At 53.6% G+C, this 12,243-nt stretch carries 10 protein-coding genes; 9 read left to right on the forward strand and 1 reads right to left on the reverse strand.

Features of this window, described 5'->3' with window-relative positions; all coding sequences use genetic code 11:
• The first annotated feature begins 312 nt into the window (after positions 1 to 312).
• From GSQ70_RS04170 to fabV, 3 genes are all read left to right on the forward strand, one after another.
• On the forward strand, positions 313 to 1,635 hold the full coding sequence (locus GSQ70_RS04170; protein ID WP_304623050.1) for a D-serine ammonia-lyase: 1,323 nt from the start codon (positions 313 to 315) through the stop codon (positions 1,633 to 1,635).
• Positions 1,636 to 1,897: 262 nt separating this feature from the next.
• Positions 1,898 to 3,556, forward strand: a complete 1,659-nt coding sequence (gene eptB / locus GSQ70_RS04175; RefSeq protein WP_158781388.1) for a kdo(2)-lipid A phosphoethanolamine 7''-transferase — start codon at positions 1,898 to 1,900, stop codon at positions 3,554 to 3,556.
• Positions 3,557 to 3,721: 165 nt separating this feature from the next.
• The gene (gene fabV / locus GSQ70_RS04180; protein ID WP_158781389.1) at positions 3,722 to 4,918 is read left to right on the forward strand and encodes an enoyl-ACP reductase FabV; all 1,197 of its coding nucleotides are present in this window, start codon (positions 3,722 to 3,724) and stop codon (positions 4,916 to 4,918) included.
• A 153-nt stretch (positions 4,919 to 5,071) separates the two neighbouring features.
• Here the strand turns inward: fabV and GSQ70_RS04185 are convergent, their stop codons facing one another.
• Positions 5,072 to 5,974 carry a LysR family transcriptional regulator gene (locus GSQ70_RS04185; protein ID WP_158781390.1) on the reverse strand — a complete coding sequence of 301 codons (903 nt, stop codon included), beginning with the start codon at positions 5,972 to 5,974 and terminating at the stop codon, positions 5,072 to 5,074.
• Between the two features lie 133 nt (positions 5,975 to 6,107).
• On the opposite strand from GSQ70_RS04185, the gene GSQ70_RS04190 reads away from it, so the two are divergent.
• The 6 genes from GSQ70_RS04190 (at position 6,108) to GSQ70_RS04215 (ending at position 11,631) form a co-directional block, all read left to right on the forward strand.
• Complete coding sequence (locus tag GSQ70_RS04190) at positions 6,108 to 7,484, forward strand: NAD-dependent succinate-semialdehyde dehydrogenase (protein ID WP_158781391.1); 1,377 nt, start codon at positions 6,108 to 6,110, stop codon at positions 7,482 to 7,484.
• A gap of 176 nt (positions 7,485 to 7,660) precedes the next feature.
• Positions 7,661 to 8,368, forward strand: coding sequence for a GNAT family N-acetyltransferase (locus GSQ70_RS04195; RefSeq protein WP_233268243.1), 708 nt, complete (start codon positions 7,661 to 7,663; stop codon positions 8,366 to 8,368).
• Between the two features lie 153 nt (positions 8,369 to 8,521).
• A complete protein-coding gene (locus GSQ70_RS04200; protein WP_158781393.1) occupies positions 8,522 to 8,947 on the forward strand; it encodes a DUF2231 domain-containing protein in 426 nt (141 codons plus the stop codon).
• Between the two features lie 12 nt (positions 8,948 to 8,959).
• Entirely contained in the window at positions 8,960 to 10,273 is a 1,314-nt protein-coding gene (locus tag GSQ70_RS04205) for a sorbosone dehydrogenase family protein (RefSeq protein ID WP_158781394.1), read from the forward strand.
• 99 nt (positions 10,274 to 10,372) lie between these two features.
• Positions 10,373 to 11,149, forward strand: a complete 777-nt coding sequence (locus GSQ70_RS04210; protein ID WP_158781395.1) for a siderophore-interacting protein — start codon at positions 10,373 to 10,375, stop codon at positions 11,147 to 11,149.
• Entirely contained in the window at positions 11,149 to 11,631 is a 483-nt protein-coding gene (locus GSQ70_RS04215) for a PadR family transcriptional regulator (RefSeq protein WP_233268244.1), read from the forward strand. Before GSQ70_RS04210 ends, GSQ70_RS04215 begins: the two co-directional genes overlap by 1 nt.
• Positions 11,632 to 12,243 lie beyond the last annotated feature (612 nt).

Here is a 12,243-nt window from a genome sequence, read left to right on the forward strand (position 1 = left end):
CTGCAAAACCGCGGAGTGTTTAGTGCATATGACTTCTGCGTGGCTCAATCTATCACCGTTCTTATGTATGTAATCCTTTAAATTAATGTTAAATCTGTTGCGATATTGCGTTTGTACGAATGGATGGCGAATAAATAATTAGGTAAATGGCAGGCAGTCTGATGGCGTTCAGTGTTATACCCATATTTATGCATATAAAGTGCATATCGTCCGATTTGGTGTTATTTTTCAAAACTTTGAATGCGATCAAATTCTGCCGTCAGGGTGAGTGAACCCGGCCGCGGCGAACCGTAAGATAACGGAGGAGTGTCGATGGACGCCGATATGCAGCAACAGTTAAAAAATGCCTTTCCGCTGGTGAAGACACTGTGCGATCTTGAGCCGGTCACCTGGATTAACTCAAAGGCCACCAGCACCGAAGAGGGTATGCCTTATGTCGGACTCACAGCAGATCAGGTGGAAGAAGCCGCTCAGCGCCTGCAGCGTTTTGCTCCTTTTCTGATGAGCGCATTTCCGGAGACGGCAGCGGCTCAGGGGATTATTGAATCCGCTATCGTCCCGTTACCCACACTGCAAAAGACGCTTGATGTCCGCCTGGGTATCAAATCTGGCGGCCATTTACTGCTGAAAAAAGACAGCCATCTGCCAATTTCCGGTTCGATTAAGGCTCGTGGCGGCATCTATGAGGTGCTGACTCATGCGGAAAAACTGGCCATTGAGGCCGGACTGCTGAAGGAAAGTGATGACTACAGCATCCTAAATTCGCAGGCCTTTCGTGAGTTCTTCTCTCATTACCGCATCGCCGTGGGCTCAACCGGTAATCTCGGATTATCAATTGGCATCGTCAGCGCACGCCTGGGTTTTGGCGTCAGCGTACATATGTCTGCCGATGGGCGGGAATGGAAGAAGAATAAGCTGCGCGTAAACGGCGTCAACGTGGTCGAGTATGAACAGGATTATGGTATGGCCGTTGAGCAGGGAAGGCGTGAAGCGGCCAGCGATCCGCGCTGCTTTTTCATCGATGACGAAAACTCCCGCACGCTGTTTCTCGGCTATGCGGTTGCAGGCGGGCGCGTACGCAAACAGTTGAAGGAAATGCAGGTTAAGGTTGATGCTGAACATCCGCTGTTCGTTTATCTGCCGTGCGGTGTGGGTGGTGGCCCTGGCGGCGTGGCCTTCGGGCTGAAGCTGGCGTTTGGCGATAATGTGCATTGTGTGTTCGCCGAGCCAACACATTCCCCCTGCATGCTGCTGGGCGTCCATACTGGTCTGCATGATGCTGTTTCCGTTCAGCAGCTCGGCATTGATAACCTGACGGCTGCTGATGGTCTGGCGGTCGGACGCGCTTCCGGTTTTGTCGGCCGGGCGATGGAACGACTGCTGACTGGTTTCTTTACCGTAAGCGATCGGCAGATGTTTGACCTGCTTGGCCTGCTGGCCAGAGATGAGCACCTGAAGCTGGAGCCTTCGGCGCTGGCGGGGATGCCGGGGCCATGGCGGATGCAGCAGGCACAGGATGCGCTGGCAGCACAGGGCATAAGCCCGCAGCAGCTCAGTCAGGCCACGCATCTGGTGTGGGCCACCGGCGGCGGTATGGTGCCGGAGGAGGAGATGGCGAGGTATCTTGGGGCTTAGGGAGCCATCGGAGGATTATTGTCGGGCATGCCGCTGAGCAGGTCCAGCCTTAACCACGCCACCTGTAACCTCTCTACAGGTGGTTTTACGATTCCTTCACACTTCTTGTTACAACAGAAGACTCTTAAATCCACCTCTTTAACTAAACTCGCCCGCTTTTACCCTGTCTGACCTTCAGCAAAATCACCGATATGACAGTATGCAGAGCAAATCAGATCTGTTACTGGCATGACATTCACCTGCAATAACAACGACGACACAGATGAAAAAACTGCATTTTTTGACCCTGAACCGGGTCTGTTGCTTTATCGCTTTTTACATTGGGATCCTGTTAAACCTGCCAATATTTTTCCGCCGCTTCCATCAGCTCCACTATGATGCGGCCCTGTCAACCGCCATTGAGGTGGTTGCCGCCTTCGCGCTGGTCCTCTTCACCACGCTGCTGTCCTCAATGGCCGGGCGTCTGCTGTTCCGCATTCTGCTTTCGGTGCTGGTTATTTGTTCTGTTGCCGCCAGCTACTACATGATCTTTTTCAACGTGGATATTGGCTACGGCATCATTGCTGCCGTGATGGCGACTGACAGCCTTGATCTCTCGAAAGAGTCAGTGGGCTGGCACTTTGAAGTCTGGACGGTGCTGGTCAGCCTGTTGCCGCTGCTGATGCTGTGGTTGACGCCGCTACCGGAAGCTGCGCTTCACCGCAGGAATACGGGCGCATTTTTGCGCCGGGGCGGCACGATGATCGCCGCCGGGTTGTGCTGCTGGCTGCCGCTGAAGGTGATGGGGAGCCACCAGGAGGAGATGGACAAGCAGCAGAATCGCATGATGGCCAGCTACGGTGGCGTGGTAGCAGGCAGCTATTCGCCGTCAAACTGGCTGTCCGGGATGGGGCTGCTGGCCTACAGCAGCTGGAGCCAGGCAGAGGACAGTCGTAACCTGTTCGATCCTGCGGCCCATTTCACCTATACACCGCCGAAAGATGTGAACGATCTTTACGTGGTGTTTGTGATTGGTGAAAGTGCCCGCCGTGACCATATGGGTGTCTATGGTTATGGCCGCGACAACACGCCATATCTGGATAAAGAACCCAATCTGGCCGCGCTACAGGGATATTCGTGCGATACCTCGACCAAACTGTCGTTGCGCTGCATGTTCGTCCGTGAAGGCGGAGCTTCCGAAGCACCAGAACGTACGTTGAAAGAGATGAATGTATTCTCCGTACTGAAAAAGCAGGGGTTCTCTTCCGAGCTGTTTGCGATGCAGAGCGAAGCCTGGTTTTATAACAAAGTGATGGCAGATGACTACGCGCTGCGAGAAACCATTCAGTCCGAGAAGCGTAACGTCGGCAAACCGATTGACGATATGGCGCTGGTCAGCGAGTTGAAGGACTCTGTCGAACGCCATCCGCAGGGCAAACACCTGATTGTGCTGCACACCAAAGGTTCACACTATCTGTATACCGAACGCTATCCGCGATCGTTTGCCCGCTACCAGCCGGAATGCAAGGGGATAGATGACAGTTGTTCAACAGAGGAGATGGTGAACTCTTACGACAACAGCCTGCTGTATACCGATTACGTGCTGGAGCAGGTGTTCAACCAGCTGCGGAACAAGAACGCAATCGTGTTTTATGCCTCCGATCATGGCGAGTCGATCTCCAAAAACATGCATTTTCACGGCACCCCGCGAGACCAGGCGCCAATGGCACAGCGTACCGTACCGATTATGGTCTGGGCTTCGGATAAATTTCTCCAGCAGCCTTATAACGCTGCCGCCTTCCGGCAGTTGAAAACGCTGGCGAAGGATAAAACGCCGGTGTTCCACGAGAAACTGTTTGACAGCATCCTCGGCTGTATCGGCTATACCTCGCCGGACGGTGGGATTAACGAACTGCGCAACTGGTGCCACGTTAACCACTGAGATGACTGGCATAACGCTATACCGGGGATAACGGACGAAGAGTGAGCAAAAAGGTGATTTGTCCCACCCGTGCGGGTGATAAGTGTCTGTCATCTTTGCCTGAATCGTCACAAGCAGGTATTCTGTTGCCCATATTTACTTAAGACAGTTCCAATTGAGGTCGACATGATTATTAAACCACGCATCCGTGGCTTCATCTGTGTTACTGCCCATCCGGCGGGTTGCAAAGCAAACGTTGAAAAACAGATCGAGTACGTCACCAGCCACGGCCCGATTGCTAACGGCCCGAAAAAGGTCCTGGTGATTGGTGCCTCCACTGGTTACGGTCTCGCTGCCCGTATCTCTGCTGCCTTCGGCTGCGGTGCTGACACCCTGGGCGTGTTCTTCGAGCGTCCGGGCGAAGAGAGTAAGCCGGCTACCGCTGGCTGGTACAACTCCGCCGCTTTTGAAGCGTTCGCTGAAGCGAAAGGCCTGTATGCCAAAAGCATCAACGGCGACGCTTACTCGGATGAAGTGAAGCAGAAGACCATTGAACTGATTAAACAGGATCTGGGTCAGGTTGACCTGGTGGTGTACAGCCTGGCTGCGCCACGTCGTACCCATCCTAAAACCGGTGAAGTGTTTAACTCCACGCTGAAGCCAGTAGGTAAAACGCTGACCACCCGCGGCCTGAACACCGATAAAGAAACCATTACCGATATCACGCTGGAACCGGCTTCCCAGGAAGAGATCGACGGTACCGTGGCGGTCATGGGCGGTGAAGACTGGCAGATGTGGATCGACGATCTGAAAGCTGCTGGCGTGCTGGCCGACGGCGCGAAAACCACCGCCTTTACCTACCTGGGCGAGCAGATCACCCATGACATTTACTGGAATGGCTCAATCGGCGAAGCGAAGAAGGATCTGGACAAACGTGTGCTGTCTATCCGCGAAACGCTGGCTGAAAAGGGCGGCGATGCGCGCGTTTCCGTACTGAAAGCGGTGGTGACTCAGGCCAGTTCTGCGATCCCGGTGATGCCACTGTACCTGTCGCTGCTGTTCAAAGTGATGAAAGCCAAAGGTACTCACGAAGGCTGTATCGAGCAGGTCTATGGCTTGTTCAAAGACAGCCTGTATGGCCAGTCGCCGATTCTGGATGATGTTGGCCGTCTGCGTGCGGACTACAAAGAGCTGAAGCCGGAAGTGCAGGATGAAGTGGTTAAGCTGTGGCCGACGGTGACCAACGAAAACCTGAACGAGCTGACCGATTTCGTCGGCTATAAAACCGAATTTATGCATCTGTTTGGTTTTGGTCTGCAGGGCGTCGATTACGAAGCCGACGTTAATCCGGATGTGAAAATCAAAAACCTGGTGCAGATGTAATCAGGTGAAAAGCAAAAAGCCTGTCTGCGGACAGGCTTTTTTTGTTTTTAATTCAGTAAATTAAAATCTGGCCGCTGCCGTGAAAATCAGCGTATAAAATAACGCACAAACCAGCACCATACCTGACCAACCCTGGGAGTTGTTCTCTACGGCTCAGACGGGGATGGAGTCGCTTTCCGGCTGGCCTGTGGGAATTTTCCGATCGGACTTCAGTAGCTTCACCATGGCCTGCAGATTGGCGGAATGGCTGTCTTTTCGCCAGACCAGCCAGATATGCAGATGTCCGCGCTTTCCGGCCAACGGCCAGGCCAGCACGCTGTCACGTCCCGGCATGCTCTGCAACATACTTTGCGGGATCATCGCCAGCCCGGCTCCTGCACTGACGCAGGCTACAATGCCGTGATAGGATTCCATTTCAAAAATTTTCCCCGGTGCGGCGTTGTCCCGTGCAAACCAGTTCTCAAATAAACGCCGGTAGGAGCAGTTGGCGCGGAATGCATAGATGGTTGAACCGGCAATATCCGCCGCTGAGCTGACCGGCGGATGATTCAGCGACGAAATCAGCACCATCTCCTCCGCAAAAACCGGTATTCCCTCAAGCTGCGGATGCCTGGGCGGTCCCTCTGTAAATACCGCACTGAACTGTCCGGCCAGTAAACCGTCCGTCATATCGCCGGAAGGGCCGGTCGAGAGATCCAGTTCCACCTCCGGCCAGGTCTGATGATAGCGGGCAATCAGCGGAGGCAGGCGAACCGCAGCGGTGCTTTCAATTGAGCCGAGGGTAAATATGCCGGCAGGCTTCTGGCTGGAGACACGTTCACGAGCCTCCTCAGTTAACGCCAGAATGCGCAAGGCATAATCCAGCAGCGTTCTGCCTGCATCGGTGATATGCAGCCGCAGTTTTTCACGACTGAACAGCGCCACGCCCAGCTCATTTTCCAGCTGGCGTAACCGGGTGGAGATATTCGACGGCACCCGGTGCAGCCGCTCTGCCGCCGCCGTCACGCTGCCTTCCTCCGCTATAGCGCGAAAGATCTCGAGTTGGGTCAGATCCATATTGATTCTCTTTATGAGACAGATATTTTCATTATTATTCATTTTTCAGGAAAGGCAGGCAAGCCTATGATGAAAGTCATCAACACTAATCACTTGCGCCGGGCAACAGATGCCCACCGTAACAGGAGAGTTTATGACTGCTTCATTTGCCGTATCGCGTAATCCGTTTAATGGTGAAATTATCCGCCAGACCCCTTTTGCTTCAACAGCAGAAGTGGAAACTGTACTCAACCAGACCGACGGGGCTTTTCAGGCCTGGCGCAGCAGCGCGGTGGAAGATCGTAGCGAATTACTGCTGAGCATTGCCGCTGGCCTGCGTCAGCGGAAGCGTGAACTGGCCGAAATGATGACCGCCGAAATGGGCAAGCCTATTACCCAGAGCGTGGCAGAAGTGGAAAAGTGCGCCCGCTTGTGCGAATGGTACGCGCAGCAGGGGCCAGGCATGCTGGCCCCTGAGCCAACGCTGGTCGAAAATAACAAAGCCACAGTTAACTATCTGCCATTGGGGCCGATTCTTGCGGTAATGCCGTGGAACTTCCCGGTCTGGCAGGTATTGCGTGGCGCAGTGCCAATCTTTATGGCGGGCAACAGCTATCTGCTGAAACCAGCACCTAACGTGATCGGCAGTGCGCTGTTGCTGCAGGAGATCCTGTCCGGAGCAGGCGTACCAAAGGGCTTGTTTGGCGTGGTCAATGCCGATAACGATGCGGTCGCCACAATGATCAACGACCGTCGTATTGCCGCCGTGACCTTAACCGGTAGCGTGCGGGCAGGTGCAGCGATTGCCAGCCTTGCCGGAGCCGCGGTCAAGAAGAGTGTGCTGGAGCTGGGAGGGGCAGATGCTTTTATCGTGCTGGCGGATGCGGATATCGATGCTGCCGTGAAAGGGGCAATTTCAGGCCGCTTTATGAACAGCGGACAGATTTGTATTGCTGCCAAACGCATCATTGTTGAAGAGTCGGTCTTTGCTGAGTTCCGCGACAAGTTTGTGGCGGCGGTCAGAGAGATGGTAGTGGGCGATCCCGCTGAGGAAGCAACCTTCATCGGCCCGATGGCCCGTTCCGACCTGCGTGACGAGCTGGATACCCAGGTCCAGGCAACGCTGGCAGAAGGGGCTGAATGTCTGCTCGGCGGTCATGTGATGGCGGGAGAGGGTAACTTCTATGCGCCCACCGTGCTGAGTAACGTTAAGCCGGGTATGACCAGTTTCCGTCAGGAGTTGTTTGGGCCGGTCGCCTCGTTGATTGTGGCGCAGGATGCTGCGCATGCGGTCAGGATGGCTAACGACTCAGAGTTTGGTCTGGGCGGCAGCCTGTGGAGTAAGGATCTGGATAAAGCCCGTAAAATGGCCGCGCAGATTGTCACAGGCGGCATGTTTATTAATTCCCCGAGCTTCTCCGATCCGCGGGTGCCGATTGGTGGCGTGAAGCACAGCGGCTTTGGCCGCGAACTGTCGCACTTCGGCATCCGCGAGTTCACTAACGCGCAGACTGTCTGGGTCGAGTCCTGATTCAGCCCCCGTGGGTTCAGCCACTTTTCCACCCCTTCCGCCGGGAGGGGCCAGCTGCAGAAGAAACCCTGCATCTCATCGCAGCCGGGGCTGGTTCTGCAGGGCTGACGTTTCCTTAGACAGCCTGTATTCTCTGGCGTATGTTGTTGTTTTCATCTGCGAAAAGGAGAAGGAACGTGTCAGTCAGAGTTAATGAATATCAGCAACCAGTGGGCGAGTCGCTTGAAGCCTGGACCCCGCGTCAGCGGCCGGATCGCGTGACGCTGAAAGGGCGCTTCTGCATGCTGGAACCGCTGGACAGCGCCCGTCACCTGGCGGATTTGTATCAGGCTTATGGTAAGGCAGGCGACGGCAGAGACTGGACGTATATGTTCAGCGGTCCGTTCAGCGATGAAGCGGCTTTTCGCCGCCATATTGAGAGCGCAGCAGCGAGCGAGGATCCTCTGCATTATGCGGTAATTGATCTGGCAAGCGGCAGGGCTGTCGGCACGTTAGCGCTGATGAGGATCGAACCGGCGCATGGGGTGATGGAAGTCGGGCACGTGGCCTTTTCCCCTGACCTTAAGCAGACGCCAGTCTCCACTGAAGCCCATTTTTTGCTGATGACCTATGCCTTTGAGCAACTGGGTTATCGTCGTTATGAATGGAAATGTGACAGCCTGAACGCCCCTTCGTGTAAAGCTGCGGAACGTCTTGGTTTCAGTTATGAAGGGCTGTTTCGCCAGGCGCTGGTGTATAAAGGGCGCACGCGAGATACCAGTTGGTTTTCCATAATCGATGCCGAATGGCCAGCGGTGCGCACCGGATTTGAGCGCTGGCTGGATGCGGGTAATTTCGATGCGCATGGCAGGCAGCGCCGGAGTCTCGCCGCACTACGAGGCTGACAATCTCCCCGGGTCTGCTGCTTCTGTGGCAGAGCCGGTTGTTTTTAGTACTCACATTTCCGCACATAAAATCATTAAATTTACTAACCTTTTACAGGTCAGCGTGACCGGCAGGGTGTCGCTCACGTTTGTTTGCAAAAAGGAGCCGGTTTAATGACCTCACAGGCAACAACATCACAGTCCACCCTTGCCGTGGCCGTTTATTCTCTGTTACATCCCGTCACGCCCGGTTTTTTCGCCGGTGCCTGGCTGTTCGATATCATTTATGTTTACAGCATGGAACCGCTCTGGACCCGGGCAGCAAGCTGGCTTATTGCACTGGGTCTGGTGATTTCCATTCTGCCGCGATTAATCAATCTGGCTCAGGTGTGGGTGGGGGTCTCATATCCTGTGCACTCGGCGCAAAAAATCCATTTCTGGGCTTACTTTGTGGCAATCCTTCTGGAGATTTTTAACGCCTTTATCCATAGCCGCGATGCTTATGCTGTGGTTCCCGCTGGCGTAATCCTGTCTACAGTGGCGGTGATAGTGATCCTGTTCGCTAACCTGCAACTCGCCCTGCGCGAACGCAGCGCTTAAGGAGGAGTGACAATGAAGAAAACAACCTTACTTTCCCTGCTGGCCGTCTCCGTGTCCTTAACTCTGGCGGGCTGCGATCAGGCAGCAAAAATCGATCCGGCCAGACAGACCGGCGCAAATCCTGAACTACCGCCGTCGCAAAACTTTCTGATCCCGCCGATGCAGGTTCCCAGCGGTACACCCTGGAAGCAGGGGGAGAAACCCAGCGTTGCCGAAGGGCTGAAAATAGAAAAAGTGGCGGAAGGTTTTCAGCATCCACGCCAGCTTTATACGCTGCCAAACGGCGACATTCTTGTGGTGGAGGCCGGCGGACCGCCTGCGCCAACCAGCCAGCCTAAAGAGTTGATTACCGGGATGATCAAAAATGCTTCCGGCAAAGGTGGCCCGGGCGGCAATCGCATCACGCTGTTGCGTAACAGCAACGGAGATGGCAAAACCTGGGAAAAACATCCTTTCCTGCAAAATCTGTACTCGCCTTTCGGCGTCCAGTTGATTGGTGACACGCTTTATGTGGCGAATGCCGATGCGCTGATGAAATACCACTATGAGAGTGGCGCGACCAGCATCACCGGGCCGGGCACTGTACTGGCCGATCTGCCGGGTGGCCCCATTAATCACCACTGGACCAAATCTCTGCTGGCCAGTCCGGATGGCCGCAAGCTGTATGTTGGCGTTGGCTCCAACAGTAACATCACTGAGAATGGCATCGGTGCGGAATATCGCCGGGCGGATATTCTTGAGGTAGATGTCGCCTCCGGAGCCAGCCGGATCTACGCCAGCGGATTGCGAAATCCAACCGGGCTGCAGTGGGAGCCGCAGACCGGCAAGCTGTGGGCAATAGTCAATGAACGCGATGAGATCGGCGCCGATCTGGTGCCGGACTACATGACCTCGGTTCAGGAGGGGGGCTTTTACGGCTGGCCTTACAGCTATTACGGCCAGCATGTGGATGAGCGTGCTCAGCCTCAGCGTCCGGATCTGGTTGCTAAAGCCATCAGGCCGGACTACGCCCTCAGTTCGCACGTTGCTCCGTTGGGGCTGTGGTTCTATACCGGCAGCAACCTGCCGGAGGAGTATCGTGGCGGGGCGTTTATCAGCGAGCATGGCAGTTGGAACCGCAAACCGCTGAATGGTTATCAGGTGGTCTGGGTGGCGTTTAAGGACGGTAAGCCGGTCGGTCTGCCAAAACCGGTGGTGACGGGCTTCCTGACGGAAGATCAAAAAGAGGTGCGTGGACTGCCTGTCGGCATGACTATGGATAAGCAGGGCGGCCTGATGATTGCAGATGATGCGGGCAATGTGGTGTGGCGGGTCACGGCGCAGTGAAAATTTTCTTGCGATCAAGATATATCATAGATATATTTTCAGGCTAATGAGAATGAGTCATATTACTCTTTAGCCTTTCCCGCATCGAGGAGAATCATCTTGTCTGAGACCCCAAATCGCGCGCCTTATCGCGTCAGAAACGAACTGCGTTTTCGTCCGGTAGAAGTATTGTCAAAAGAACTGATTGCCGACAGCTTTTACCGCATTGAACTGGGGGGTGAAGCGCTGTCCGGCTTTACTTCACCTGGTTTTGATGACCATATCAAAGTGTTCTTCCCCGATATCCAGACAGGGGCGTTCCACCTGCCGGAAATCACTGAAGATGGCGTGGTGTGGAAAGACGGTATACGGCCGGCCGCGCGTGATTACACGCCGCTATTCTTTGATGGCAAAAGCAACCTGACGTTGGACTTCTACGTGCATGAATCCGGGCTGGCCAGTGACTGGGCAGTTCAGGCCAAACCGGGCGATAAGCTGGCAATCGGCGGACCACGCGGTTCACTGATTGTGCCGGAAGATTATCATTTCCAGCTGTACGTCTGTGACGAAACCGGGTTGCCTGCCTTTAAACGCCGTCGTCAGAATATGACCGGAAAAATTAAACTTTACGCCTGGGCTGATGAAACAACAGGAAGCGCCTACCTTCAGGATCTGACCGGTGTGGAAGTCTGCTGGCTGGGCAGCGGCAAAATGAACGCTGACGCGGTGAACAGCCTGATGGCTGAACTCGACAAGCTGAAGATCCCGGAAAAGGATTACTTTATCTGGCTGACCGGTGAAGGGGCGGCGGTTAAGCAACTCAGCGACTATTTTACCGCGCAGCGCGGGCTGGCCGCCGATTACGTGCGTGCCGTGGCATACTGGCACCATAAATAATGAACAGAAAGCGCCGTGAAAAGATGCTGGATGCAGGCGATATTCGCCTGCTGATGCTGCATTTTATTGCGCAGGGGACTGCGCATGGCTATGAGCTGATCAAATCTGTCGAAGATTTATCAAAAGGGGAGTACACCCCCAGCCCGGGCATCATTTATCCTAATCTTACCCTGCTGGAGGAGAGGGAACTTATCCGGGTGGCTGACCCGCAGGCCGCGCGCAAAGCGTTCAGCCTGACCTCCGAGGGAGAGCTTCAGCTGCGGCAAAACCAGGAAGCTGTCCATCTTATTATCTGCAGGCTCTCTTCACTGGCGGTGCTGGTTAACAACCGCAGTATCCCTGAAGTTGAGCGCGCTATTCACAATATGAAGATGGCTCTGCATACCCGCCTGTCGCAGCCCAATTTATCTCAGCAAACGCTCCACCAGATTATTGATGCGCTGGACGAGGCGGCGAAGAAAATTGAGAGAAGCCCTGAATAATCCAACCGGGGAAGAAAGCATAATCCCCAGAATCAGATGCCGCTCGTAGAAAGGTATCACCTCTTATTGATCAAATTTATTAATGTATGAGGAGGGAGGCTAAGCCTCGTATGTTAAATTTCTAATATTAGCGTTCGTCAACAAAACCCATGAAGGAAGAGAGAGCAAGTGCAAATATTTTTATAACCTTATGTAATAAAACGTGTCATTTATTACATTCCATTAACATGAGGGGTGATTAAGAAAAACCTCTGATGCCTGTCTGAAAATAACAAAAGGTTTTTAATATAACAATAATATCAAGGATTTGAGGTGCTTTGCATGTTGTAACTTTGCTATAAAAAAGAAGTAATGAAAGTAAGAAGCCAATGATGTCAAGAGTGTAATGATGAATTATTGTGCAGAACTTAAATTTTTCTTACAAAATAGTTTGGCCGGAACGTGTAATGGTTCTGAAGTAAATTCTTTCAGAAATACATTAAGAATTCCCCTGGTTTACAGCAAAAAAAAACTGTGGTGTTCTATTAACACACCCGGATTGGGTAACCAGGGAAAATTTCTTTCAATTTATTACTATAAAGACCTGCTTCATGCGGTTCATATTTCTTACCT

Origin of the sequence: Pantoea sp. BAV 3049 (genome assembly GCF_009765445.1) — a bacterium.
Classification (GTDB): Bacteria; Pseudomonadota; Gammaproteobacteria; order Enterobacterales; family Enterobacteriaceae; genus Erwinia.

Excerpts from the sequence above, each read along its gene's own strand:
- GSQ70_RS04190 (WP_158781391.1), top strand. The coding sequence starts at position 6,108 with ATGACTGCTTCATTTGCCGTATCGCGTAATCCGTTTAATGGTGAAATT.
- fabV (WP_158781389.1), top strand. The coding sequence starts at position 3,722 with ATGATTATTAAACCACGCATCCGTGGCTTCATCTGTGTTACTGCCCAT.
- GSQ70_RS04170 (WP_304623050.1), top strand. The coding sequence starts at position 313 with ATGGACGCCGATATGCAGCAACAGTTAAAAAATGCCTTTCCGCTGGTG.
- GSQ70_RS04205 (WP_158781394.1), top strand. The coding sequence starts at position 8,960 with ATGAAGAAAACAACCTTACTTTCCCTGCTGGCCGTCTCCGTGTCCTTA.
- eptB (WP_158781388.1), top strand. The coding sequence starts at position 1,898 with ATGAAAAAACTGCATTTTTTGACCCTGAACCGGGTCTGTTGCTTTATC.
- GSQ70_RS04200 (WP_158781393.1), top strand. The coding sequence starts at position 8,522 with ATGACCTCACAGGCAACAACATCACAGTCCACCCTTGCCGTGGCCGTT.
- GSQ70_RS04215 (WP_233268244.1), top strand. The coding sequence starts at position 11,149 with ATGAACAGAAAGCGCCGTGAAAAGATGCTGGATGCAGGCGATATTCGC.
- GSQ70_RS04185 (WP_158781390.1), bottom strand. The coding sequence starts at position 5,974 with ATGGATCTGACCCAACTCGAGATCTTTCGCGCTATAGCGGAGGAAGGC.